37 protein-coding genes are annotated in these 21,424 nt (G+C 52.7%); all 37 read right to left on the bottom strand.

All coding sequences use genetic code 11. From position 1 onward, the window contains the following. Positions 1-147: 147 nt before the first annotated feature. A complete protein-coding gene (truA, locus tag ACFPB1_RS19875) occupies positions 148-888 on the bottom strand; it encodes a tRNA pseudouridine(38-40) synthase TruA (RefSeq protein WP_379227836.1) in 741 nt (246 codons plus the stop codon). Positions 889-963: 75 nt separating this feature from the next. Continuing rightward, positions 964-1,332, bottom strand: coding sequence for a 50S ribosomal protein L17 (gene rplQ, locus ACFPB1_RS19870; protein WP_090649137.1), 369 nt, complete (start codon positions 1,330-1,332; stop codon positions 964-966). Positions 1,333-1,382: 50 nt separating this feature from the next. Continuing rightward, positions 1,383-2,327 carry a DNA-directed RNA polymerase subunit alpha gene (locus ACFPB1_RS19865; protein ID WP_090649134.1) on the bottom strand — a complete coding sequence of 315 codons (945 nt, stop codon included), beginning with the start codon at positions 2,325-2,327 and terminating at the stop codon, positions 1,383-1,385. Positions 2,328-2,456: 129 nt separating this feature from the next. Next, positions 2,457-2,852, bottom strand: coding sequence for a 30S ribosomal protein S11 (rpsK, locus tag ACFPB1_RS19860; RefSeq protein WP_090649131.1), 396 nt, complete (start codon positions 2,850-2,852; stop codon positions 2,457-2,459). 18 nt (positions 2,853-2,870) lie between these two features. Beyond that, positions 2,871-3,239, bottom strand: coding sequence for a 30S ribosomal protein S13 (gene rpsM, locus ACFPB1_RS19855; RefSeq protein WP_379227835.1), 369 nt, complete (start codon positions 3,237-3,239; stop codon positions 2,871-2,873). A 17-nt stretch (positions 3,240-3,256) separates the two neighbouring features. Further along, positions 3,257-3,370 carry a 50S ribosomal protein L36 gene (rpmJ, locus tag ACFPB1_RS19850; RefSeq protein WP_003333770.1) on the bottom strand — a complete coding sequence of 38 codons (114 nt, stop codon included), beginning with the start codon at positions 3,368-3,370 and terminating at the stop codon, positions 3,257-3,259. A gap of 41 nt (positions 3,371-3,411) precedes the next feature. Continuing rightward, complete coding sequence (gene infA / locus ACFPB1_RS19845; protein WP_015847200.1) at positions 3,412-3,627, bottom strand: translation initiation factor IF-1; 216 nt, start codon at positions 3,625-3,627, stop codon at positions 3,412-3,414. Between the two features lie 2 nt (positions 3,628-3,629). Then, positions 3,630-3,911 carry a KOW domain-containing RNA-binding protein gene (locus ACFPB1_RS19840; protein WP_090649126.1) on the bottom strand — a complete coding sequence of 94 codons (282 nt, stop codon included), beginning with the start codon at positions 3,909-3,911 and terminating at the stop codon, positions 3,630-3,632. Positions 3,912-3,917: 6 nt separating this feature from the next. Next, on the bottom strand, positions 3,918-4,679 hold the full coding sequence (map, locus tag ACFPB1_RS19835) for a type I methionyl aminopeptidase (RefSeq protein ID WP_379227834.1): 762 nt from the start codon (positions 4,677-4,679) through the stop codon (positions 3,918-3,920). Further along, positions 4,676-5,329 carry an adenylate kinase gene (locus ACFPB1_RS19830; protein WP_379227833.1) on the bottom strand — a complete coding sequence of 218 codons (654 nt, stop codon included), beginning with the start codon at positions 5,327-5,329 and terminating at the stop codon, positions 4,676-4,678. Before ACFPB1_RS19830 ends, map begins: the two co-directional genes overlap by 4 nt. An 87-nt stretch (positions 5,330-5,416) precedes the next feature. After that, positions 5,417-6,718 carry a preprotein translocase subunit SecY gene (secY, locus tag ACFPB1_RS19825; RefSeq protein ID WP_379227832.1) on the bottom strand — a complete coding sequence of 434 codons (1,302 nt, stop codon included), beginning with the start codon at positions 6,716-6,718 and terminating at the stop codon, positions 5,417-5,419. After that, positions 6,718-7,158, bottom strand: a complete 441-nt coding sequence (rplO, locus tag ACFPB1_RS19820; protein WP_379227831.1) for a 50S ribosomal protein L15 — start codon at positions 7,156-7,158, stop codon at positions 6,718-6,720. The genes secY and rplO overlap by 1 nt, the downstream gene beginning before the upstream one ends. A 92-nt stretch (positions 7,159-7,250) precedes the next feature. Next, a complete protein-coding gene (gene rpmD, locus ACFPB1_RS19815; RefSeq protein WP_379227830.1) occupies positions 7,251-7,436 on the bottom strand; it encodes a 50S ribosomal protein L30 in 186 nt (61 codons plus the stop codon). 13 nt (positions 7,437-7,449) lie between these two features. Continuing rightward, positions 7,450-7,947 carry a 30S ribosomal protein S5 gene (rpsE, locus tag ACFPB1_RS19810; RefSeq protein WP_379227829.1) on the bottom strand — a complete coding sequence of 166 codons (498 nt, stop codon included), beginning with the start codon at positions 7,945-7,947 and terminating at the stop codon, positions 7,450-7,452. 30 nt (positions 7,948-7,977) lie between these two features. After that, positions 7,978-8,346: a 50S ribosomal protein L18 gene (gene rplR / locus ACFPB1_RS19805; RefSeq protein ID WP_379227828.1), complete on the bottom strand. Its 369-nt coding sequence runs from the start codon at positions 8,344-8,346 to the stop codon at positions 7,978-7,980. 61 nt (positions 8,347-8,407) lie between these two features. Beyond that, entirely contained in the window at positions 8,408-8,950 is a 543-nt protein-coding gene (gene rplF / locus ACFPB1_RS19800; protein WP_379227827.1) for a 50S ribosomal protein L6, read from the bottom strand. Between the two features lie 30 nt (positions 8,951-8,980). Beyond that, positions 8,981-9,379 carry a 30S ribosomal protein S8 gene (rpsH, locus tag ACFPB1_RS19795; RefSeq protein ID WP_090649099.1) on the bottom strand — a complete coding sequence of 133 codons (399 nt, stop codon included), beginning with the start codon at positions 9,377-9,379 and terminating at the stop codon, positions 8,981-8,983. Between the two features lie 30 nt (positions 9,380-9,409). Continuing rightward, positions 9,410-9,595 (bottom strand): type Z 30S ribosomal protein S14, encoded by a 186-nt coding sequence (locus ACFPB1_RS19790; protein WP_090583249.1) that lies wholly within the window; start codon positions 9,593-9,595, stop codon positions 9,410-9,412. Positions 9,596-9,617: 22 nt separating this feature from the next. Beyond that, positions 9,618-10,160, bottom strand: coding sequence for a 50S ribosomal protein L5 (rplE, locus tag ACFPB1_RS19785; protein WP_090649096.1), 543 nt, complete (start codon positions 10,158-10,160; stop codon positions 9,618-9,620). 31 nt (positions 10,161-10,191) lie between these two features. Further along, positions 10,192-10,545, bottom strand: a complete 354-nt coding sequence (rplX, locus tag ACFPB1_RS19780; RefSeq protein ID WP_090649093.1) for a 50S ribosomal protein L24 — start codon at positions 10,543-10,545, stop codon at positions 10,192-10,194. A 45-nt stretch (positions 10,546-10,590) separates the two neighbouring features. Then, a complete protein-coding gene (rplN, locus tag ACFPB1_RS19775; protein WP_090583243.1) occupies positions 10,591-10,959 on the bottom strand; it encodes a 50S ribosomal protein L14 in 369 nt (122 codons plus the stop codon). Between the two features lie 41 nt (positions 10,960-11,000). Continuing rightward, on the bottom strand, positions 11,001-11,264 hold the full coding sequence (rpsQ, locus tag ACFPB1_RS19770; RefSeq protein WP_379227826.1) for a 30S ribosomal protein S17: 264 nt from the start codon (positions 11,262-11,264) through the stop codon (positions 11,001-11,003). 48 nt (positions 11,265-11,312) lie between these two features. Then, positions 11,313-11,513, bottom strand: coding sequence for a 50S ribosomal protein L29 (gene rpmC, locus ACFPB1_RS19765; protein WP_090649087.1), 201 nt, complete (start codon positions 11,511-11,513; stop codon positions 11,313-11,315). Next, positions 11,503-11,937: a 50S ribosomal protein L16 gene (gene rplP, locus ACFPB1_RS19760; protein ID WP_090649084.1), complete on the bottom strand. Its 435-nt coding sequence runs from the start codon at positions 11,935-11,937 to the stop codon at positions 11,503-11,505. The genes rpmC and rplP overlap by 11 nt, the downstream gene beginning before the upstream one ends. 2 nt (positions 11,938-11,939) lie before the next feature. Further along, positions 11,940-12,602, bottom strand: coding sequence for a 30S ribosomal protein S3 (gene rpsC, locus ACFPB1_RS19755; RefSeq protein ID WP_379227825.1), 663 nt, complete (start codon positions 12,600-12,602; stop codon positions 11,940-11,942). A gap of 13 nt (positions 12,603-12,615) precedes the next feature. Further along, the gene (gene rplV / locus ACFPB1_RS19750; protein WP_379227824.1) at positions 12,616-12,951 is read right to left on the bottom strand and encodes a 50S ribosomal protein L22; all 336 of its coding nucleotides are present in this window, start codon (positions 12,949-12,951) and stop codon (positions 12,616-12,618) included. A 43-nt stretch (positions 12,952-12,994) separates the two neighbouring features. Beyond that, positions 12,995-13,276: a 30S ribosomal protein S19 gene (gene rpsS / locus ACFPB1_RS19745; RefSeq protein WP_090649075.1), complete on the bottom strand. Its 282-nt coding sequence runs from the start codon at positions 13,274-13,276 to the stop codon at positions 12,995-12,997. A gap of 69 nt (positions 13,277-13,345) precedes the next feature. Continuing rightward, the gene (gene rplB, locus ACFPB1_RS19740; RefSeq protein WP_379227823.1) at positions 13,346-14,176 is read right to left on the bottom strand and encodes a 50S ribosomal protein L2; all 831 of its coding nucleotides are present in this window, start codon (positions 14,174-14,176) and stop codon (positions 13,346-13,348) included. A gap of 63 nt (positions 14,177-14,239) precedes the next feature. Next, entirely contained in the window at positions 14,240-14,530 is a 291-nt protein-coding gene (rplW, locus tag ACFPB1_RS19735) for a 50S ribosomal protein L23 (RefSeq protein ID WP_090649070.1), read from the bottom strand. Further along, positions 14,530-15,153: a 50S ribosomal protein L4 gene (rplD, locus tag ACFPB1_RS19730; RefSeq protein ID WP_379227822.1), complete on the bottom strand. Its 624-nt coding sequence runs from the start codon at positions 15,151-15,153 to the stop codon at positions 14,530-14,532. The genes rplW and rplD overlap by 1 nt, the downstream gene beginning before the upstream one ends. Positions 15,154-15,178: 25 nt before the next feature. Beyond that, complete coding sequence (rplC, locus tag ACFPB1_RS19725; RefSeq protein WP_379227821.1) at positions 15,179-15,802, bottom strand: 50S ribosomal protein L3; 624 nt, start codon at positions 15,800-15,802, stop codon at positions 15,179-15,181. Positions 15,803-15,835: 33 nt separating this feature from the next. Further along, positions 15,836-16,144 carry a 30S ribosomal protein S10 gene (gene rpsJ / locus ACFPB1_RS19720; protein ID WP_005544556.1) on the bottom strand — a complete coding sequence of 103 codons (309 nt, stop codon included), beginning with the start codon at positions 16,142-16,144 and terminating at the stop codon, positions 15,836-15,838. Positions 16,145-16,561: 417 nt separating this feature from the next. Next, positions 16,562-17,752: an elongation factor Tu gene (gene tuf / locus ACFPB1_RS19715; RefSeq protein ID WP_090649062.1), complete on the bottom strand. Its 1,191-nt coding sequence runs from the start codon at positions 17,750-17,752 to the stop codon at positions 16,562-16,564. A gap of 123 nt (positions 17,753-17,875) precedes the next feature. Further along, complete coding sequence (gene fusA / locus ACFPB1_RS19710) at positions 17,876-19,954, bottom strand: elongation factor G (RefSeq protein WP_379227820.1); 2,079 nt, start codon at positions 19,952-19,954, stop codon at positions 17,876-17,878. Between the two features lie 29 nt (positions 19,955-19,983). Continuing rightward, entirely contained in the window at positions 19,984-20,454 is a 471-nt protein-coding gene (gene rpsG, locus ACFPB1_RS19705) for a 30S ribosomal protein S7 (protein ID WP_379227819.1), read from the bottom strand. Between the two features lie 67 nt (positions 20,455-20,521). Further along, complete coding sequence (gene rpsL / locus ACFPB1_RS19700; protein ID WP_162359851.1) at positions 20,522-20,941, bottom strand: 30S ribosomal protein S12; 420 nt, start codon at positions 20,939-20,941, stop codon at positions 20,522-20,524. Positions 20,942-21,076: 135 nt separating this feature from the next. Then, positions 21,077-21,307 (bottom strand): ribosomal L7Ae/L30e/S12e/Gadd45 family protein, encoded by a 231-nt coding sequence (locus ACFPB1_RS19695; RefSeq protein ID WP_090649053.1) that lies wholly within the window; start codon positions 21,305-21,307, stop codon positions 21,077-21,079. Between the last annotated feature and the right edge of the window lie 117 nt (positions 21,308-21,424).

The following is a 21,424-nucleotide window of genomic DNA, read 5'->3' as shown; positions in this document are numbered from 1 at the left end:
TTCTGTAAGTTAGCACTGCGTTTGCGGCCATTCTTAGCCGGGGCTGTGGGAGAGCCACTAAGAAAGCACAAGTTATATTCTACTACAATGGCCTAGCAAGTGCAAGTTATTTCTTGATTGGGGTTGGCGTCCTGTCATGGGAAGTTTTCAATCGTCGTACTGAACCTCCCATAGGGTCAACCCGTGCGCCATCGCCGTCGGGCCGGCTTCCGCCCTCTTCCGAGCCTTCAGGATCCGTTTGACGTCCTCGGCGGTCAGCTTGCCTTCGCCGACCCACAATAACGTGCCGACAATGATCCGGACCATGTTATACAAAAATCCGTCCCCTGTCAGGAATATGTCCAGCTTCCCCTCGCCGGACTCGATCCGCGCATCCAAAATCGTCCGAACATGCGACGACTTCGTCGATCGGGTCGAGGCGAACGAGGTAAAGTCGTGCGTTCCCTTCAAATGCGCGATCGCGCGGCGCATCTCCTCCAGACGCAGCGGCAGCGGAATATGCAAACGATGCTTCCTTTCGAACACGTCGCCGAACTTGCTCGTGTCGATGCCGTAGCGATACGTTTTCCGCTTGGCGTGGTACGAAGCGTGAAAGTCCAGCGGCACTTCGTCCGCCTGCAGAACGATGATGTCGTCCGGCAGCCTGGAGTTGAGGGCAAGCGCCCAGCGCTCGACGGGGATGGGTGAGGCGGTTCTGAAGTTGATTGCCTGCGCACGGGCATGCACTCCCGCATCCGTTCGACCGGAAGCCGTAATGCTGACTTCCTCGCCCGACAGGACGCGGATGGCTTCTTCCAGCACATCCTGTACCGTGTTGCCCTTCGGCTGTGTCTGGAACCCGTAATACGCCGTTCCCTCATAGCTGATCGTCATCCGAATGTTGCGCATGACATCCCCTTCCCCTGCGCCGAACGTCCTCTCGGGCAACAAAAAAAGGTGGCCGCAAGGTCCACCCTTCGTTTGCTACGCGCGATCTACCAGTTCCAAGTAAACCATAGGCGCCGCGTCACCGCGACGAGGACCCAGCTTCATGATGCGCGTATATCCGCCCGGACGTTCCGAGTAACGGGTAGCGAGCTCGGAGAACAATTTTTGGATTGCATCCTGCTCACCTGCTGCAACGGACTCACGACGAACAAAAGCTGCCACTTGGCGACGTGCGTGCAGATCGCCGCGTTTCGCCAGCGTGATCAGCTTCTCCGCGATTGGACGAAGCTCTTTCGCTTTCGCCTCCGTCGTTTGGATACGCTCATACAAGAACAAGTCGGTGACGAGATCGCGGAACAATGCTTTCCGGGAGCTAGCGTCACGGCTCAGTTTGGAATATGCCATCGAAATTCCCCTCCTTAAAACAGTCTGACGACCTTAGTCTGTGCTGCTCTCTATTCCTCCATGCGAAGGCCAAGACCGAGTTCTTCCAGCTTCTCTTGAACTTCTTCCAAAGACTTGCGTCCGAGGTTCCGGACCTTCATCATGTCTTCTTCTGTTTTCGTGATCAGCTCTTGAACGGTATTGATTCCCGCACGTTTCAGACAGTTATAAGAACGTACCGAGAGGTCGAGCTCTTCAATCGTCATCTCAAGTACTTTCTCTTTCTTGTCTTCTTCTTTTTCCACCATGATCTCGGCATCTTTAGCTTCGTCCGTCAGGCCGACGAACAGGTCGAGATGCTCCGTCAAAATTTTGGCGCCGAGGCTAACCGCCTCTTCAGGACGAATGCTTCCGTCGGTCCAAACTTCAAGTGTGAGTTTGTCGTAGTTCGTCACTTGACCAACACGAGTGTTCTCAACCGTGTAGTTAACACGGGTAATCGGCGTGTAGATCGAATCCACGGGGATGACGCCGATCGGCTGATCTTCCCGTTTGTTGCGATCTGCTTGCACATAACCGCGTCCGCGATTCGCAAATACCCGCATATGGAGCCGTGCACCGGAGGCCAGCGTCGCGATATGAAGATCTGGGCTTAAAATCTCGACATCGCTGTCTGCGCGAATATCGCCAGCCGTAACGTTGCCTTCACCCTCCGCGTCAATCTCCAAGACCTTCTCTTCGTCGGAATGGATCTTCAGCGAAAGGCCTTTGAGGTTCAGGATGATTTCCGTCACGTCTTCCATCACACCTGGAACCGTAGAGAACTCGTGAAGTACGCCGTCGATCTGAACGGAAGTTACGGCTGCGCCGGGTAGCGACGACAGCAGGATTCTCCGAAGGGAATTCCCGAGCGTCGCACCATACCCGCGTTCCAGCGGTTCCACAACGAAACGTCCGTATGTGCCATCCTCGTTCAACTCTACGGATTCGATTTTCGGCTTTTCGATCTCAATCACTAATAGTACCCTCCCTCAAAACGTCGCTCCGTTACCATTATCGCGTATGCAGTCAAATCATGTAGTATGGCAAACCTTCACAACCATTATTCACAAGTTGCAGTAATTTGATACCACAAAGTTTGGAAACTATACGCGACGACGTTTAGGCGGGCGGCATCCGTTATGCGGAACCGGCGTTACGTCTTTAATGAGGTTGACTTCCAGGCCAGCGGCTTGCAGCGAGCGGATTGCCGCTTCACGGCCAGCGCCTGGGCCTTTAACCATGACTTCGACCGTCTTCATGCCGTGTTCCATCGCGGCTTTCGCAGCGGATTCTGCAGCCATTTGCGCTGCGTAAGGCGTGCTCTTACGGGAACCTTTGAAGCCGAGGTTACCCGAGCTTGCCCAAGAAATCGCGTTGCCATGCGGATCGGTAATCGTTACGATCGTGTTGTTGAACGTCGAGCGGATGTGCGCGACGCCGGAGTCGATGTTTTTACGGTCACGGCGTTTTGTACGAACCACTTTCTTTGGTTTTGCCATTTCGGTTATCCCCCCTTATTATTTCTTCTTGTTCGCTACGGTCCGACGCGGACCTTTACGCGTACGAGCATTGGTTTTCGTCCGTTGGCCGCGAACCGGCAGGCCGCGGCGGTGACGCACGCCACGATAGCAGCCGATCTCGATCAGACGCTTGATGTTAAGGGAAATTTCACGGCGCAGGTCGCCCTCCACCTTAACGCTCTTGTCGATCGTGTCGCGCAGTTTGCTTACTTCGTCCTCCGTCAAATCACGAACACGGGTACTTTCGCTAATACCGGTCGTGCTCAGGATTTTATTGGCGGTCGTTCTGCCAATACCGAAGATGTACGTCAGCGCGATGACAACGCGTTTATCACGCGGTAAGTCTACACCAGCAATACGTGCCATCTACAGAAATCCCTCCTTTATCCTTGTTTTTGTTTGTGTTTCGGATTTTCGCAAATAACCATGACATTCCCTTTGCGGCGAATGACTTTGCACTTTTCGCAAATCGGCTTGACCGAAGGTCTAACCTTCATTGTGATTACCTCCCGATATCTTTCGTGGGCAGGCGCGAGGCCTACTTCCGATAGGTAATGCGTCCTCTGGACAAATCGTAAGGCGACAGCTGGATCACGACTTTATCTCCGGTCAGAATGCGAATGAAGTGCATTCTGAGCTTACCCGATACATGGGCGAGAATTTGGTGTCCGTTTTCCAGTTCAACCTTGAACATGGCGTTAGGTAGTGGTTCGATGACCGTACCTTCGACTTCAATGACGTCTTCTTTGGCCATAGTCATTCTCCTTTCCCTTGCACTGCCTTCTGTATGGCGAAACGCAGTTTCGCGTTTGTAACACGGCCGGTTTCCCGCATGCTGTCAACCACCTCGTGACTGACGACCGGTTGCATCTCAAGATGCAAAATGTTCTTCTTTTTCGATTGATCGAAGCGACGTTTGTCTCCGTCCGCTACAAGTACGAGACGTTCATCCAGCACCTGGACGATGACGGCGTATGAGCCTTCGTCTTTTCCCCGCAGCACCTTAACGACTCGGCCAATCTCCGGCTTATTCTCCAAGCGCTCTCAACCTGCCTGCTCCCCGGAACGGGTTAGAATTTCACAGCCATCCGCCGTTACAGCCACCGTATGCTCGAAGTGAGCGCACCATGATTGATCCTCGGTGACGACCGTCCAATTGTCCGCCAGTGTGCGCACGTACCGCTCGCCGATGTTCACCATCGGCTCGATCGCCAGCACCATGCCCGGTTTCAGGCGCGGTCCGCGACCCGGTAATCCGTAATTCGGAATTTGCGGATCTTCATGGAGTTCGGTTCCGATCCCATGACCGCAATATTCGCGAACGACGGAAAAGCCGGCAGCTTCGATAACTTGTTGAATCGCATGCGAGATGGTAAACAAGCGTTCATCCGGTTTCACGAGTGCGAGACCCGCATAGAGCGACCGTTCTGTAATGTCGAGCAGCCGCTGCGCCTCTTCACTAATTCGGCCGACGCCGTAGGTCCACGCCGAATCGCCGTGATACCCTTTATACTGCGCTCCGATATCGATGCTGATGATGTCGCCATCGTTCAGCCTGCGCGAACCGGGAATGCCGTGTACCAGCTCATTGTTCACAGAAGCGCAAATGCTGGCAGGAAACTGATTGTACCCTTTAAAAGAAGGTGAAGCGTCCTGGCTCCGAATGTACGTTTCAGCGATTTCGTCCAATTCCTTGGTCGTCACGCCCGGGCGAATCGCCTCCTTAAGCAAGCGATGCGTATCCGCTACAATTCGTCCAGCTTCTCTCATATATTGCAATTCCGCTTCGGACTTGCATACGATCATTCCGCAGTTCCCCGCAAGCAGTTTACGATGTCCGCCGTGACTTCGTCGATTTCCTTCTCGCCGTCCACTTCCCGCAAAACGCCTTTGCTTGCATAGTACTCAAGCAGGGGAGCCGTTTTGGAAATGTATTCGTCGAGACGCGTGCCTACCTTCGCTTCCGTATCGTCTGACCGCTGATACAGCTCGCCGCCGCATTTATCGCAGACGCCTTCCTGCTTCGGCGGGTTGAACATGACATGGTACGTCGAGCCGCAGCTTTTGCAAATGCGACGACCGGTCAGACGCGCAAGCAGCAGACCGCGATCAACCTTCAAGTTCACGACGTGGTCGATGCTGCGTCCCATCTCAGCCAGCATTCCGTCCAGTGCTTCTGCTTGTTGCAGCGTGCGCGGAAAACCGTCGAGCAGGAAGCCTTTCTCGCAATCCTCGAGCTGCAGGCGTTCGCGAACGATGCCGTTCGTGATTTCGTCCGGAACCAAGAGCCCTTGATCCACGAACTGCTTCGCCTTCTGCCCGAGCGGAGTGCCTTGCTTCATTGCCAAACGGAAAGCATCGCCGGTCGAGATGTGCGGAATCTTGAACGTCTCAACGACCCGCTCGGCCTGCGTGCCCTTTCCGGCTCCTGGAGGGCCCATGAATAAAATGTTCATTAGCGTGTTCCTCGCTTTAAACATAATAGGCTCGGCCGGGTTCCGTCACCGTGCAAGATGCTCGGAATCCCGCTTACGAACCTAGTGTTATTTATTGATAAACCCTTTGTAGTGGCGCTTGATCAGCTGCGTCTCGATTTGCTTCATCGTATCCAGCGCGACGCCGATTACGATCAAGAGCGAGGTGCCGCCCAGCTTCACGTCACGAGGCAAATCCGCGAGCGTTCCGAAGAACACCGGCAGGATCGAGATGAGCGACAGGAAGATCGCGCCGCTGAGCGTAATCCGAGACATGACGCGCGTAATGTAAGACGAAGTCGGTTTGCCTGGGCGAACGCCCGGGATGTAGCCGCCGTTCTTCTTCATTTGATCGGCCATCTGCACCGGATTAATTTGCACGAACGTGTAGAAGAAAGTGAACGCAATGATCAAGATGACGTACAACACCATGCCGAGCGGCTTGTCGTAGTACATATGCGTCTGAATCCATTGCGCCCATGGACGAGTCGACCAGAAATTCGCGATCGTAACCGGGAACATCAGCAGCGATACCGCGAAGATGACCGGGATAACGCCTGCGCCGTTTACTTTCAGCGGAATATGAGTCGATTGTCCGCCGTACATTTTCCGGCCAACGACGCGCTTGGCGTATTGAACCGGAATTTTGCGAATTCCCTGCTGGACGAAAATTACGCCCACGATGATCGCCGCGACCGCAATGACGATTGCGACCACTTTGACGATCCCCAAGAAAAGCGCGTCTCCCGCGTCTACAAACTCTTGCGAGTAGATGGAGCGGACGTGTGCCGGAAGTCTTGCTACGATACCGGCAAAGATCAGGACGGAAATCCCGTTGCCGATCCCTTTCTCCGTGATCTGCTCACCGAGCCACATGAGGAAGGCCGTTCCCGCCGTCAGGATGATCGCGATCATGATGTAATCCGTAACGGTTGCGCCAGGAATCATATCGTACTGATACTGCCGGTTAAAACCGATTGCGGTACCGAAGCCTTGGACCAAGCCAAGCACGATCGTACCGTAACGGGTGATTTGCGCCAGTTTGCGTTTGCCGTTCTCGCCTTCTTTCGCCCATTCGGCGAATTTCGGAATGACGTCCATCGACAGCAGCTGTACGATGATCGAGGCGGTGATATACGGCATGATCCCGATCGCGAAAATCGAGAACTGGAACAACGCCCCGCCCGAGAACGTATTAAGCAAGCCGAACAATTCGGAACCGGCCTGGTCCGTTTGAGTGAAAACATCCTTATTGACGCCCGGAACCGGAATGAAGGAACCGATACGGTAAACCAACAAGATGAACAGCGTGAACAAGATCCGCTTGCGGAGATCTTCCACTTTCCAAATGTTAGACACGGTCTTAAACATTAGATCACCTCGGTTTTACCACCGGCAGCTTGGATTTTCTCTACCGCAGATTGAGAGAATTTGTTTGCTTTCACCGTAAGTTGAACCGTGATGTCGCCGTTGCCCAGGACTTTAATGCCGCTTTGCGGGTTTTTGACGATTCCTTGCTCCATCAGCAATTCAGGCGTTACTTCCGTGCCTGCCGCGAAGCCGTTCAGCTCATCGATGTTAACAATCGCATACTCTTTACGGAACGGATTGTTAAAGCCGCGTTTAGGCAAACGACGGTACAATGGATTTTGACCGCCCTCGAATCCAGGACGAACGCCGCCGCCGGAACGAGCATTTTGACCTTTGTGACCGCGACCCGCAGTTTTGCCGTTGCCGCTGCCGATACCGCGGCCAACACGAAATCCCTCTTTACGGGATCCCGGAGCTGGTTTGAGATCATGCAATTTCATCGGATCGTTGCACCTCCTTAAGTTTTGCATTGCTTCCGCTACGCTCACGCGTCCGGAGAGCCCTTCGTGTATTGCGTGCCCGATGGGCTTAATTACGCTTGTACTTCTTCAACTTTAATCAGGTGGCTGACGCTGTTGACCATGCCGCGGATTGCGGGGCTGTCGTTATGGACAACCGATTGACGAATTTTGCGAAGACCAAGCGTAGCAACAGTCGCACGCTGCTTCTCGTTGCGGCCGATCAGGCTGCGGACGAGGGTGATTTGCAATTTTGCCATCGTATTCTCCTCCTTAGCCCAAAAGCTCTTTTACGGTTTTGCCACGAAGTTTGGCAACGTCTTCGGCACGTTTCAGACGGGACAGTCCTTCCAGTGTCGCGTTGACCATGTTCATGGAGTTCGAAGAACCGAGCGATTTGGTCAGAATGTCGCCCACGCCTGCAAGCTCGAGTACCGCACGGACAGGGCCGCCTGCGATAACTCCGGTACCTTCGGAAGCTGGTTTCAGCAGAACGCGGCCAGCGCCGAAGTGACCAAGTACTTGGTGTGGAATGGTCGTTTTAACGAGTGGAATGTGGATCAGGTTTTTCTTCGCGTCTTCGATACCTTTGCGGATCGCATCAGGTACTTCGCCCGCTTTACCGATCCCTGCGCCAACGTATCCTTTACCGTCGCCTACGACTACCAGCGCGCTAAAGCTAAAACGGCGTCCGCCTTTTACTACTTTCGCAACGCGGTTGATTTGAACTACCTTCTCGGTCAGTTCCAACGAGTTTGGATCAATACGCAAGTCGATTTACCTCCTTCATAAGAATCTCGATTAAAATTCAAGGCCTGCTTCGCGAGCTGCGTCGGCCAATGCTTGGATTCTGCCATGGTACAGATATCCGCCACGGTCAAATACAACTTGCTCTACGCCTTTCGCTTTCGCGCGTACTGCGATCAGTTCGCCGATTTTGCGAGCCGCTTCGATGTTGCCGCCGTTTGTAACTTGACCTGCGAGCTCTTTGTCGAGCGTCGAAGCCGCTGCTACCGTTACGCCTTGAACATCATCGATCAGTTGAGCATAGATGTGTTTGGAGGAACGGAACACGGACAGGCGCGGACGCTGCGTCGTTCCGTTGACTTTCTTACGAACGCGAAGGTGACGCTTCAGACGCGATTTGTTTTTATCGCCTTTTGTAATCATTCGTCGTACACTCCTTTCTGCTATCTCTAAGCTATTCGGTCAAGCAGCCCTAGACGGCTGCTTATTTTTTCTTACCGGCTTTACCTTCTTTGCGAAGGATGCGCTCGCCTTCGTACTTGATGCCTTTGCCCTTATACGGCTCTGGCTCGCGAACGGAGCGGATTTTTGCTGCAGTTGCGCCGACGAGTTCTTTGTCGATGCCTTTAACGATGATTTTCGTGTTGGACGGAACTTCAAACTCGATTCCGCTCTCAGGCACGATTTCAACCGGATGCGAGTAACCGACGTTGAGTACGATTTTCTCGCCAGCTTTATTTGCACGGTAACCAACGCCTACGAGCTCAAGGTTCTTTGCGAAACCTTCGGTCACGCCGCTAACCATGTTAGCGATGACGCTGCGAGTTGTGCCGTGCAGGGAACGATGCAATTTATTGTCGGAAGGACGCTCGATGGTGATGACGCTGTCCGCCACTACCACTTTCATGTCCTTGTGGAGTTCGCGGCTCAACGTACCTTTCGGTCCTTTAACGGTGATGAAACTGTTGTCCAAGTCGATGTTTACGCCACCTGGAACTTGGATCGGTTTACGGCCAATACGAGACATTGTTACACCTCCAATCGATGTGACGGTTAATTACCAAACGTAGCAGACGACTTCGCCGCCGGATTTCTGTTGACGTGCTTCTTTATCGGTCATAACGCCTTTCGACGTGGAAATGATCGCCATTCCCAAACCGCCAAGGACGCGAGGCACTTCCGTGCTCTTCGTGTATACGCGCAGACCCGGTTTGCTGATGCGTTTCAGCCCCGTGATTACACGCTCTTGGTTCGGGCCGTACTTCAAGAAGATACGGATAATCCCCTGTTTATTGTCTTCGATATACTCCGCATCACGAATGAAGCCCTCGCGTTTCAGAATTTCAGCGATTTGCTTCTTTACTTTCGAAGCAGGCATTTCGACAGTCTCGTGACGCACAACGTTTGCGTTGCGGATGCGCGTAAGCATATCTGCGATCGGATCAGACATAACCATTGTGTAAACCTCCTTCCCGAACTAGGCTGATTACCAGCTTGCTTTTTTAACGCCAGGAATCTGGCCTTTGTATGCTAATTCACGGAAACAAATCCGGCAAATTTTGAACTTTTGCAAAACGGAATGCGGACGGCCGCAACGTTCGCAGCGTGTGTAAGCCTGCACTTTGAATTTAGGAGCACGTTGCTGCTTAACCTTCATCGAAGTTTTTGCCACTTGGTATTACACCTCCTGTGGATTACTTCGTAAACGGCATGCCCAGTTGGGTCAGCAGTTCACGAGCTTCTTCGTCCGATTTTGCCGTCGTGACGATGACGACGTCCATACCGCGCACTTTATCAACTTTATCGTACTCGATCTCCGGGAAGATCAGCTGCTCTTTCAAGCCGAGCGTGTAGTTACCACGACCGTCGAACGCTTTGTTCGATACGCCGCGGAAGTCGCGTACGCGTGGGAGAGTGACATTGAACAGTTTATCCAGGAAGTAGTACATGCGCTCGCCGCGCAACGTTACTTTTACCCCGATTGGCATGTTCTCGCGAAGTTTAAATCCGGCAATGGATTTCTTCGAACGCGTAACAACCGGCTTTTGACCCGAGATCAAACGCATGTCTTCAACCGCTGCATCCAGCACTTTGGAGTTGGAGACGGCTTCGCCGACACCCATGTTGATGACGACTTTCTCGATCTTCGGTACTTGCATTACCGTCGAATAGCTAAACTTCTGCATCAATGCAGGTGTGATTTCATTCAAGAAACGGTCTTTCATTCTTGCTGCCATGTAACGTGGACCTCCTTTCCGTATCGGTCGATTAGTCGATTACTTCGCCGGATTTTTTCGCGATCCGGACTTTTTTGCCGTTATCAAGCACTTTGTAGCCGATCCGCGTTACTTTGCCGCTCTTCGGATCGATGTGCATGACGTTGGACACGTGAATCGGCGCTTCTTGCTCGATGATGCCGCCTTGCGGGTTCGCTTGGGAAGGACGCGAATGCTTCTTCACCATATTGACACCTTCGATAAGTACGCGGTTCTGGCGCGGATACGCAGCGATGACGCGGCCTTTCTTGCCTTTGTCTTTGCCCGTAATGACCATTACCGTGTCGTCTTTCTTCACGTGCAATTTATTGTTGTGGGATTCCAACACTTTTTTCAACCGTGGCATGAGTTACACCTCCTGCGTGCTTGCGCCGAATGCGCAAAGTCTATATTAGATAACTTCCGGAGCAAGCGATACGATCTTCATGAAGTCGCGGTCGCGAAGTTCGCGAGCAACTGGTCCGAAGATACGCGTGCCGCGCGGGCTCTTGTCTTCTTTCACGATTACGGCTGCATTCTCGTCGAATGCGATGTAAGAACCGTCTTTACGGCGAACGGCGCGCTTCGTACGCACGATAACCGCTTTGACTACGTCACCCTTTTTGACAACGCCACCGGGTGTTGCTTGTTTGACGGAGCAAACGATCAGATCACCGATATGGCCTACGCGACGTCCCGTGCCGCCCAGTACGCGGATGCACATCAGTTCTTTCGCGCCGGAATTATCGGCAACGGCCAAACGTGTAAATGGTTGAATCATTTCAACGTCCTCCTTTCGAGAAAATGCTTACTGCAGCATTTTTACAGAATCACAGCAGATTCAACGATTTCGACCAAGCGGAACCGTTTGTCTTTCGATAACGGGCGAGTCTCCATGACTTTGACGATATCGCCGATTTTTGCTTGGTTATTCTCGTCATGAGCCTTGAATTTCTTCGTGTACTTGATCCGTTTGTGGTACAGGTCGTGCTTCTTGTACGTCTCGATCGCTACAACGATCGTTTTGTCCATTTTGTCGCTCACGACTTTACCGACTTGAACTTTGCGGGCATTACGTTCGCTCATGTTCATCCTCCTTCCACGCATTCGTTATTCGTCACGGACGATCGCAGCTTAGCCGCTGATTCCGAGTTCTCTTTCACGAAGAACGGTTTTGGCACGAGCTATGTCCTTGCGCACGTCGCGGATACGAGTTGGGTTTTCCAGTTGACCGGTAGCCAATTGAAAACGAAGGTTGAATAGCTCTTCTTTGAAGCCGGCGACTTTCTGTTCGAGTTCAACAGAGGTAAGGTTGCGGAATTCATTAGCTTTCATTTGCTTCACCACCCACTTCTTCGCGTTTCACGAACTTCGTTTTCACAGGCAGTTTATGTGCGGCAAGACGCATAGCTTCACGTGCGATTTCTTCCGATACGCCGGCAAGTTCGAACATGATTTTACCTGGTTTGACGACTGCAACCCACTTCTCGACGTTACCTTTACCGCTACCCATCCGGACTTCGAGAGGCTTTTGCGTAATCGGCTTATCAGGGAAAATCTTGATCCATACTTTACCGCCACGCTTAATATAACGAGTCATCGCGATACGCGCTGCTTCGATTTGACGGTTCGTCACCCACGAAGGCTCAAGCGCTTGGAGGCCGTATTCGCCGAATGCGACTTCAGCGCCGCCTTTTGCGCGACCTTTCATGTGACCGCGTTGTTGCTTACGGTGTTTGACGCGTTTTGGGACCAACATGATTAGTTGCCTCCTTCCTGTGGAGCTTTCTTCTTCGTCGGAAGGATTTCGCCGCGGTAGATCCATACTTTTACGCCGATCCGGCCATAAGTTGTATGAGCTTCCGCTGTTCCGTAGTCAATGTCTGCACGCAGCGTATGAAGAGGAACCGTACCTTCGCTGTAGCCTTCCTGACGAGCGATCTCGGCACCGCCCAAACGTCCGCTAACGGATGTTTTGATGCCTTTCGCGCCTGCGCGGATCGTGCGTTGGATGGATTGTTTCATTGCGCGGCGGAATGAGATCCGACGCTCGAGTTGCTGCGCGATGCCTTCTGCAACGAGAACGGCATCCAGTTCCGGATTTTTGATCTCGGAAATGTTGATGTGTACTTTTTTGCCTTTGGCGATTTTGGAAAGCTCGGAACGCAGGTTTTCAACCTCGGAACCGCCTTTGCCGATAACCATACCAGGCTTGGCTGTGTGAATCGTCACGTTGACGCGGTTTGCTGCACGTTCGATTTCGAACTTGGAAACAGCCGCATCCTTCAATTTGTTTTTGAGGTGCTCACGGATCTTGACGTCTTCCATAAGCAGATCGCCGAAGTCTTTGCCGGCGTACCATTTGGATTCCCAATCACGGATGACGCCGATACGCAGACCGACCGGATTTACTTTTTGTCCCACACGTTGTCCCTCCTTATTTTTCGGATACCACCAAAGTGATGTGGCTGGTTCTCTTGTTAATCCGGCTAGCGCGGCCCATGGCGCGCGGACGGAAACGTTTCATGGTTGGACCTTGGTTGACGAACACTTGCGAAACGACAAGTTTGTTCACGTCCAGTTGAAAGTTGTGCTCTGCGTTAGCGATAGCAGAGTTCAGCAGCTTCTCTACGATTGGGGAAGCCGATTTCGGCGTATGACGCAGAATTGCGATCGCTTCGCCGACTTGCTTGCCGCGAATCAAGTCCACCACCAGCTGCGCTTTGCGAGGAGCAATGCGGACATGGTTAGCGAATGCTTTTGCTTCTGGCATGGATGAACCTCCTCTCGATCATAACTTCATGCAAAACCGTTGCTTAACGACGGCCCGTTTTCTTGTCGTCGTTGCCGTGGCCTTTATACGAACGCGTTGGTGCGAACTCACCGAGTTTGTGGCCGACCATGTCTTCCGTTACGTACACCGGTACGTGTTTCTTGCCGTCATATACAGCGAACGTGTGACCGATGAATTGCGGGAAAATCGTCGAACGGCGCGACCAAGTCTTAACGACCGTCTTTTTGTTCGATTCGTTCAGCACTTCAACTTTCTTCAGCAGGTAACCGTCAATGAACGGTCCCTTTTTCAAACTGCGACCCATGGATGATCCTCCCTTCACGCTAGCGTTAACGCGACGCTGCGCGTCACGCGGATGACGCCAAGGCGCCTATTATTTCGTACGGCGACGTACGATGTATTGGCTGGAAGCTTTTTTCTTCTTGCGCGTTTTGAAGCCAAGCGTCGGTTTGCCCCATGGGGACATTGGCGATTTGCGGCCGATCGGAGCGCGGCCTTCGCCACCGCCGTGCGGGTGATCGTTCGGGTTCATGACGACGCCGCGAACTTCAGGACGCTTGCCCATCCAACGTGAACGGCCGGCTTTACCGATTTTCACGAGCTCGTGATCTTCGTTGCCTACGGAGCCAATCGTTGCGCGGCAAGTTTTCAAGATACGACGAACTTCGCCGGACGTCAAGCGAATCGTTACGTATTTCTCTTCCTTACCAAGCAATTGAGCTTCCGTGCCTGCAGCGCGAACCAGTTGTCCGCCTTTGCCAGGCTTCAGCTCGATGTTGTGGATAACCGTACCGACCGGAATATTTTCAAGCGGCAGTGCGTTGCCGATCTTGATGTCCGCTTGCGGACCGGATACGATTTTATCTCCGACTTTCAAGCCTTTCGGTGCGATGATGTAGGCTTTCTCGCCATCCACGTAGTGGATGAGCGCGATGTTGGACGTACGGTTCGGATCATACTCGATCGCCGCGACGTTGCCCACGATACCGTCCTTATTACGTTTGAAGTCGATAATCCGGTATTTGCGTTTATGGCCGCCACCGTGATGGCGAACCGTAATTTTGCCTTGGTTGTTGCGTCCGGCTTTTTTGAAAAGCGGCGCAAGAAGCGATTTCTCCGGGGTGCTTGTCGTGATCTCTTCGAACGTCGAGACGGACATGGCACGGCGCGCAGGAGAAGTCGGTTTATACTTCTTAACTGGCACTTCGATTCCCTCCTTAGCCGATATCTCGTTTAACTCGCGACAGCCCTAAGGCCGAAGCGCGAATTAGACACTTTCAAAAAACTCAAGTTCGTTGCTGTCAGCGCTCAGTTGAACGATCGCTTTTTTCCACTCGGACGTATATCCGCTGTGGCGTCCGTAACGCTTCGGCTTCGCCGGCATGCGCAGCGTGTTCACGCTCGTTACTTTAACTTTGAAGATCTCTTGAATCGCGAGCTTGATTTCCGTCTTATTCGCACGGAGATCAACTTCGAATACATAGCGTTTGTTCGCCATGAAGTCGCTCGTTTGTTCCGTAATGATCGGGCGCTTGATAATATCGCGTGGATTTTTCATTACGCAAGCACCTCCTGTACTTTTTCGACCGCTTCCTTCGTGATGATCAGCTGGTCGTATTTCACGACGTCAAGAACATTGATGCCATCGGCTGCAACGAACTTCACGTTCGGGATGTTGCGAGCGGAGAGCGCAACGTTATCTTCGTAGTTCGCCGTTACCACCAGTGCTTTACGAGCCACTTTCAGGTTGTTCAGGATCGTGGCAAATTCCTTCGTCTTCGGCTGCGCGAAGGCGAGTTGATCCAAAACGATAATTTCGTTGTCGATCACTTTGGAAGACAGTGCGGATTTGATAGCCAAGCGACGAACTTTCTTCGGAAGTTTGAAGCTGTAGCTACGCGGAGTCGGTCCGAATACCGTACCGCCGCCAACCCATTGCGGAGCGCGGATAGAGCCTTGACGCGCGCGTCCCGTGCCTTTTTGTTTCCAAGGCTTGCGACCGCCGCCGCGTACTTCGGAGCGACCTTTCGTTTTGTGCGTGCCTCTGCGTTCAGCAGCTTGCTGAAGCAATACGGCGCTGTGCACGACGTGAACGTTCGGCTCGATACCGAATACCGCCTCGGACAATTCGATCTCGCCGACTTGCGAACCGTTCACGCTGTAAAGTGCTACTTTCGGCATTTCATGTTCCTCCTTTCTTTAGCGATTATTTCTTCACCGTAGTTTTAACTTTTACGAAGCTGTTTTTGGCACCCGGTACGGAGCCTTTAACCAGCAATACGTTACGTTCAGCGTCTACGCGCACGATTTCAAGGTTTTGAATCGTAACCGTTTCGCCGCCCATATGACCCGGAAGGTGTTTGCCTTTCGGCACGCGGTTCGCTTGGATGGAACCCATCGAACCAGGACCGCGGTGGTAACGCGAGCCGTGAGCCATCGGTCCGCGGCTTTGGTTCCAACGTTTGATCGTACCCGTGAAACCTTTACCTTTGGACGTAGCCGTTACGTCAACGAATTCGCCAGCCGCGAAGAGGTCAGCCTTGATCTCTTGGCCAACTTCATATTCCCCGCCGTTTACGCCGCGGAATTCACGAATGTAGCGCTTAGGAGCCGTGTTGGCTTTTTTGGCGTGGCCGATTTCCGGCTTGTTCGCTCTGCTTTCTTTCTTGTCGGAGAAACCGACTTGGATGGATACGTACCCATCGTTTTCTTGGTCTTTCTTCTGCAAAACAACACAAGGACCTGCTTCGATAACCGTTACAGGAACTACGTTACCGTCGGCAGTAAAGACTTGCGTCATCCCAAGTTTTTTACCTAAGATACCCTTCATGTTGACACCTCATTTCCCTTCAACGTTAAGATCTTACAGCTTGATTTCGATATCTACACCGGATGGCAGGTCAAGACGCATGAGCGCGTCAACCGTTTGCGGTGTTGGGTTCACAATGTCGATCAAACGCTTGTGCGTGCGCATTTCGAATTGTTCACGAGAATCCTTGTACTTGTGTACAGCACGCAGGATGGTGATGATTTGCTTCTCGGTTGGAAGCGGAATCGGCCCAGACACACCTGCACCGGAACGTTTCGCAGTTTCAACAATCTTCTCTGCGGACTGATCCAGAATTCTGTGATCGTATGCTTTCAAGCGAATACGAATCTTTTGCTTAGCCATTTAAGTCCCTCCTTCTATCGCCCAATTTAGTATCGGACATACTCCGCGAGAAAACCCGACACGCCCCTCATGGCAAAGGAGCCGTGTGTGTCGGCAACCTCTCACATCATCGCAACGTCACAGACCAACTTCACTATTATACCTAAGCCTGTAGGCAAATGCAACAAAAACCTGGCTTTATCAATGCTTTTCTCAGATGGAAGGTTGTGTTGCATCCTAATCAAGCTCCGGCTTCGAGCATTGTCTCGTCTTATCGTTGTTGCCCATTTTTCCGCATCAGAAACATCAGTACCATTATCAAAGAAGAAACGCTTTCACCGCAAACCTCAAATTATGTGAAAATTGCTTATCGCAGGGGAATAAAAAAACCCTCACCGAAGTGAGGGTTTTCGCGTTGCAGCTCAGGCTGCAGGGCGCTTATTTTTGGATGGAAGCAACGGCGCCAGCGCCCACCGTACGGCCGCCTTCGCGGATAGCGAAGCGAGTGCCGTCTTCGAGAGCGATCGGAGCGATCAGCTCAACGGTAACCGTGATGTTGTCGCCAGGCATAACCATTTCCGTGCCTTCTGGCAGGGAGATGATACCCGTTACGTCAGTCGTACGGAAGTAGAACTGAGGACGGTAGCCCGTGAAAAAAGGCTTGTGACGTCCGCCTTCTTCTTTCGTCAGGACGTAGATTTGAGCCGTGAAGTTCGTGTGCGGTTTAACCGAACCTGGCTTTGCCAGAACTTGACCGCGCTCGATGTCTTTACGGTCAACGCCGCGAAGCAGTGCGCCGATGTTGTCGCCGGCTTGAGCGGAGTCAAGCAGTTTGCGGAACATTTCAACGCCCGTTACAACGGATTTGCGCGTTTCTTCAACCAGACCGATGATTTCGATCTCGTCGGAAACTTTTACGACGCCACGCTCTACGCGACCCGTTGCAACCGTACCACGGCCTGTGATCGTGAATACGTCCTCGACTGGCATCAGGAACGGTTTGTCCGTGTCGCGTTGCGGAGTCGGGATGTACGTGTCGACTTGTTCGAACAGCTCGACGATTTTGTCGGCCCAAGGACCGTCCGGGTTTTGCAGCGCTTCACGAGCTGCACCACGGATGATCGGCGTGTCGTCGCCTGGAAATTCGTATTCGCTGAGCAGGTCGCGAACTTCCATTTCAACGAGTTCCAGGAGCTCTTCGTCTTCGACCATGTCGCATTTGTTCAGGAATACGACGATGTAAGGTACGCCTACTTGGCGGGACAGCAGGATGTGCTCGCGCGTTTGCGGCATTGGGCCGTCAGCAGCGGATACAACCAGGATTGCGCCGTCCATTTGAGCTGCGCCGGTGATCATGTTTTTAACATAGTCGGCGTGGCCTGGGCAGTCAACGTGAGCGTAGTGACGGTTAGGCGTCTCGTACTCAACGTGTGCGGTGGAGATCGTGATACCGCGTTCGCGCTCTTCCGGCGCTTTGTCGATTTGGTCAAACGCTACGGCAGCACCGCCATAACGCTTGGAAAGAACAGTCGTGATTGCTGCAGTCAGCGTCGTTTTACCGTGGTCGACGTGACCGATAGTTCCGATGTTAACATGCGGTTTATTACGTTCAAATTTAGCCTTAGCCATTGAACTCTTCCTCCTCAATATATAGAAGATTATGTGATCGGCCGGATGAACGCCTCGTGGACGTCCATCATCCGGCCAAGGTACAACTTATGCCAGGCAACTGACTGGCGCAAAGGACGGCGATTACGCTGTGCCTTTGGATTTGGAGATGATCTCTTCCGAGATCGAACGCGGTACTTCTTCATAGTGCGACAGCTCCATGGAGAATACGCCGCGGCCTTGCGTACCGGAACGAAGAACCGTGGAATAACCGAACATCTCTGCCAGAGGCACCTTAGCGCGGACGATCAAAGCGCCATGCTTCGTATCCGAACCTTCGATGCGGCCGCGGCGGGAGCTCAGCATACCCATAACGTCGCCCATGTACTCTTCAGGAACGCTTACTTCAACCTTCATGATTGGCTCGAGCAGTACAGGAGCACACTTGTCCTTAGCTGCTTTCAGCGCCATCGATCCGGCAATTTTGAACGCCATCTCGGAGGAGTCGACGTCGTGGTACGAACCGTCGAATACCGTCGCTTTGATGTCGACCATCGGGAATCCGGCGAGAACGCCGTTCTTCATGGACTCTTCGATACCAGCTTGGATTGGGGCAATGTATTCGCGAGGAATAGCGCCGCCGACGACTTTATTTTCGAAAACAAAGCCGCTACCCGCCTCAAGAGGCTCGAACTCCACCCAACAATGACCGAACTGACCGCGACCACCGGATTGACGAACGAACTTACCTTCGACTTTCGCCGTTTGACGGAACGTCTCGCGATAAGCTACTTGCGGCTTACCAACGTTCGTCTCGACTTTGAATTCGCGAAGCATACGGTCAACGAGGATCTCCAGGTGAAGCTCACCCATGCCCGCGATGATCGTTTGGCCGGTTTCCTCGTCCGTGTGCGCACGGAACGTCGGATCTTCTTCGGCCAGCTTTTGCAGCGCGATACCCATTTTGTCTTGGTCGGCTTTCGTCTTCGGTTCAACCGCGAGCTGGATAACCGGCTCAGGGAAGTTCATCGATTCGAGAATAACAGGGTTCTTCTCGTCGCAGAGCGTGTCGCCCGTCGTCGTATCTTTCAAGCCTACCGCAGCCGCGATATCACCGGAGTAAACTTCGCTGATTTCTTGACGGCTGTTTGCATGCATTTGAAGGATACGGCCGATACGTTCGCGCTTGCCCTTTGTTGCGTTCACTACGTACGAACCGGAGTTCAAAACGCCGGAATATACGCGGAAGAACGTCAGTTTGCCTACGAACGGGTCCGTCATGATTTTGAACGCCAGTGCCGCGAACGGCTGGTCGTCGGCCGATTTGCGAGTCGTCTCCGTACCGTCTTCAAGGTGACCCTTGATATCCGGAACATCGATTGGAGCAGGCAGGTAGTCGACAACGGCGTCGAGCATCAGTTGAACGCCCTTGTTCCGATAGGAAGAGCCGCAGATGACCGGGAAGATCTTAACTTCGCAGACGCCTTTGCGGAGCGCCGCTTTGATTTCTTCCACAGTCAACTCTTCGCCTTCGAGGTACTTCATCGTGAGCTCTTCGTCAAGCTCGGCGACTTTCTCGACAAGCTCCATGCGAAGCTCTTCCACTTTGTCCGCGTACTCGGCCGGAATTTCAATCTTCTCCGGCTCTTTGCCGAGGTCGTCTTTGTATTTGTAAGCAACCCGTTCAACCAGGTCAATTACGCCTACGAATTCGTTCTCCGCGCCGATCGGGAGTTGAATCGCTACCGCGTTGGCTTGAAGACGCGAGCGCATATCGCTAACTACGTTAAGGAAGTCTGCGCCGATAATGTCCATTTTGTTGACATAGGCGATCCGCGGAACGCCGTAACGGTCGGCTTGACGCCAAACGGTTTCGGATTGCGGCTCAACGCCCTCTTTCGCACTGAAAACACCAACGGCCCCGTCCAATACGCGCAGGGAGCGTTCGACTTCTACGGTGAAGTCAACGTGCCCCGGGGTGTCGATAATATTGATGCGGTGACCATTCCATTGAGCGGTCGTAGCGGCGGACGTGATCGTGATCCCGCGCTCTTGTTCCTGCTCCATCCAGTCCATCGTCGCTGCACCTTCGTGCACCTCGCCGATTTTGTGGGTACGGCCCGTATAGAACAGGATCCGTTCCGTCGTGGTCGTCTTACCAGCGTCAATATGCGCCATAATCCCGATATTACGCGTATTTTTCAAGGAGAACTCTCTTGCCATAATTCGATCTCCCTTCGATTATGCGGATACTACCAACGATAGTGAGCGAATGCTTTGTTCGCTTCAGCCATTTTGTGCGTATCTTCGCGTTTTTTAACGGACGAGCCAGTGTTGTTGGAAGCATCGATAATCTCAGCCGCCAAGCGCTCTTCCATCGTTTTCTCGCCGCGGTTGCGCGAGTAGTTCACGAGCCAACGGAGACCAAGCGACGTGCGGCGCTCCGGTTTGACTTCGATCGGCACTTGATAGTTCGAGCCGCCTACACGGCGCGCTTTAACTTCGAGTACCGGCATGATGTTCTTAATAGCTGCTTCAAAAACTTCCATCGGCTCTTTGCCCGTACGTTCGTTGATGAGCGTGAACGCATCATACAGAATCGTTTGAGCAACGCCGCGTTTGCCGTCGATCATGATGCGGTTGATCAAGCGAGTAACGAGCTTGCTGTTGTACACCGGATCCGGCAATACATCGCGCTTTGTTACTGGACCTTTGCGTGGCATTGGAAGTCCCCCTTTCTTCTAGTTTGACAATTTGGGATGAAGTTAACCGTCGCCGGTTACACCTTCATTACTTTTTAACTTTAGGACGCTTCGTACCGTACTTGGAACGAGCTTGTTTACGGTTGTTCACGCCTGCAGTATCAAGCGCACCGCGAACGATGTGGTAACGTACGCCCGGAAGGTCTTTAACCCGGCCGCCGCGAACCAATACGACGCTGTGCTCTTGCAGGTTGTGGCCAATGCCGCCGATGTAAGCCGTTACCTCTACGCGGTTCGTCAAACGTACACGCGCATATTTCCGCAGGGCGGAGTTCGGTTTTTTCGGAGTCATCGTACCTACACGTGTGCAAACCCCGCGTTTTTGAGGCGAGCTTTGGTTCGTTTCTTCACGTTTCAGTGCATTGAAACCTCTTTGCAAAGCCGGCGATTTCGATTTAACGACTTTCGCTTCACGGCCTTTACGTACCAGCTGGTTAATTGTTGGCATGTTGCTTCCCCCTTCCTCACTTAGTAATGCTCTCAAGACATATCGGCTTTATTAAGCCCACAGATCCAGGCGGTTCATAAAGGAACAAACGAAAGTTTTTACTTTCCCTTGCGGGTCGGTAAAAACATCATGTTCTTATTCGATTTCGGGGATTACCGCCGCCATGGCCGCTCCGACTTCGATACCGCAGGTCTCCCCGAGGCTCTTCATCGATTCCGACCAGGTAATCGGTACGCCCGCCGTCTCGCAAAGCCGAACAATATTGTTCTTCAGCCGCGGATCTGCATCTTGCGCAACGTAGACGAGATTGGCTTTGCGTTGCTCTACCATCTTCATCGTTTGCTTACTACCTATTACGAATCGCATAATAACCGTCCTTCCAAGTCAATCAAATGACAAGTGCAGAGGTCGTGCGATTAGGCACACTACGACATATTAGCATTACGCCTAAGGCTATGTCAAGCTTCCAAGCCTCAGAATCGA

The sequence above is a fragment of the Paenibacillus sp. GCM10023250 genome (genome assembly GCF_042653205.1).
Classification (GTDB): Bacteria; Bacillota; Bacilli; order Paenibacillales; family Paenibacillaceae; genus Paenibacillus_Z.
This window is presented reverse-complemented; position numbering and strand designations above follow the sequence as displayed.

What these genes read in the sequence shown, in the direction of transcription:
- truA (WP_379227836.1), bottom strand. Translation starts at nt 888, where the DNA reads ATGCGCAACATTCGGATGACGATCAGCTATGAGGGAACGGCGTATTAC.
- rplQ (WP_090649137.1), bottom strand. Translation starts at nt 1,332, where the DNA reads ATGGCATATTCCAAACTGAGCCGTGACGCTAGCTCCCGGAAAGCATTG.
- rpsK (WP_090649131.1), bottom strand. Translation starts at nt 2,852, where the DNA reads ATGGCAAAACCAAAGAAAGTGGTTCGTACAAAACGCCGTGACCGTAAA.
- rpsM (WP_379227835.1), bottom strand. Translation starts at nt 3,239, where the DNA reads ATGGCACGTATTGCTGGTGTAGACTTACCGCGTGATAAACGCGTTGTC.
- rpmJ (WP_003333770.1), bottom strand. Translation starts at nt 3,370, where the DNA reads ATGAAGGTTAGACCTTCGGTCAAGCCGATTTGCGAAAAGTGCAAAGTC.
- infA (WP_015847200.1), bottom strand. Translation starts at nt 3,627, where the DNA reads ATGGCCAAAGAAGACGTCATTGAAGTCGAAGGTACGGTCATCGAACCA.
- map (WP_379227834.1), bottom strand. Translation starts at nt 4,679, where the DNA reads ATGATCGTATGCAAGTCCGAAGCGGAATTGCAATATATGAGAGAAGCT.
- ACFPB1_RS19830 (WP_379227833.1), bottom strand. Translation starts at nt 5,329, where the DNA reads ATGAACATTTTATTCATGGGCCCTCCAGGAGCCGGAAAGGGCACGCAG.
- secY (WP_379227832.1), bottom strand. Translation starts at nt 6,718, where the DNA reads ATGTTTAAGACCGTGTCTAACATTTGGAAAGTGGAAGATCTCCGCAAG.
- rplO (WP_379227831.1), bottom strand. Translation starts at nt 7,158, where the DNA reads ATGAAATTGCATGATCTCAAACCAGCTCCGGGATCCCGTAAAGAGGGA.
- rpmD (WP_379227830.1), bottom strand. Translation starts at nt 7,436, where the DNA reads ATGGCAAAATTGCAAATCACCCTCGTCCGCAGCCTGATCGGCCGCAAC.
- rplR (WP_379227828.1), bottom strand. Translation starts at nt 8,346, where the DNA reads ATGATTACAAAAGGCGATAAAAACAAATCGCGTCTGAAGCGTCACCTT.
- rplF (WP_379227827.1), bottom strand. Translation starts at nt 8,950, where the DNA reads ATGTCTCGTATTGGCCGTAAACCGATCCAAGTTCCAGGTGGCGTAAAC.
- rpsH (WP_090649099.1), bottom strand. Translation starts at nt 9,379, where the DNA reads ATGGTTATGTCTGATCCGATCGCAGATATGCTTACGCGCATCCGCAAC.
- rplE (WP_090649096.1), bottom strand. Translation starts at nt 10,160, where the DNA reads ATGGCAGCAAGAATGAAAGACCGTTTCTTGAATGAAATCACACCTGCA.
- rplX (WP_090649093.1), bottom strand. Translation starts at nt 10,545, where the DNA reads ATGCCACGGTTGAAAAAAGTGTTGGAATCCCACAACAATAAATTGCAC.
- rplN (WP_090583243.1), bottom strand. Translation starts at nt 10,959, where the DNA reads ATGATTCAACCATTTACACGTTTGGCCGTTGCCGATAATTCCGGCGCG.
- rpsQ (WP_379227826.1), bottom strand. Translation starts at nt 11,264, where the DNA reads ATGAGCGAACGTAATGCCCGCAAAGTTCAAGTCGGTAAAGTCGTGAGC.
- rpmC (WP_090649087.1), bottom strand. Translation starts at nt 11,513, where the DNA reads ATGAAAGCTAATGAATTCCGCAACCTTACCTCTGTTGAACTCGAACAG.
- rplP (WP_090649084.1), bottom strand. Translation starts at nt 11,937, where the DNA reads ATGTTGGTCCCAAAACGCGTCAAACACCGTAAGCAACAACGCGGTCAC.
- rplV (WP_379227824.1), bottom strand. Translation starts at nt 12,951, where the DNA reads ATGCCAGAAGCAAAAGCATTCGCTAACCATGTCCGCATTGCTCCTCGC.
- rpsS (WP_090649075.1), bottom strand. Translation starts at nt 13,276, where the DNA reads ATGGGTCGCAGTTTGAAAAAGGGACCGTTCATTGACGGTTACCTGCTG.
- rplW (WP_090649070.1), bottom strand. Translation starts at nt 14,530, where the DNA reads ATGAAAAATCCACGCGATATTATCAAGCGCCCGATCATTACGGAACAA.
- rplD (WP_379227822.1), bottom strand. Translation starts at nt 15,153, where the DNA reads ATGCCGAAAGTAGCACTTTACAGCGTGAACGGTTCGCAAGTCGGCGAG.
- rplC (WP_379227821.1), bottom strand. Translation starts at nt 15,802, where the DNA reads ATGAAGGGTATCTTAGGTAAAAAACTTGGGATGACGCAAGTCTTTACT.
- rpsJ (WP_005544556.1), bottom strand. Translation starts at nt 16,144, where the DNA reads ATGGCTAAGCAAAAGATTCGTATTCGCTTGAAAGCATACGATCACAGA.
- tuf (WP_090649062.1), bottom strand. Translation starts at nt 17,752, where the DNA reads ATGGCTAAGGCTAAATTTGAACGTAATAAACCGCATGTTAACATCGGA.
- fusA (WP_379227820.1), bottom strand. Translation starts at nt 19,954, where the DNA reads ATGGCAAGAGAGTTCTCCTTGAAAAATACGCGTAATATCGGGATTATG.
- rpsG (WP_379227819.1), bottom strand. Translation starts at nt 20,454, where the DNA reads ATGCCACGCAAAGGTCCAGTAACAAAGCGCGATGTATTGCCGGATCCG.
- rpsL (WP_162359851.1), bottom strand. Translation starts at nt 20,941, where the DNA reads ATGCCAACAATTAACCAGCTGGTACGTAAAGGCCGTGAAGCGAAAGTC.
- ACFPB1_RS19695 (WP_090649053.1), bottom strand. Translation starts at nt 21,307, where the DNA reads ATGCGATTCGTAATAGGTAGTAAGCAAACGATGAAGATGGTAGAGCAA.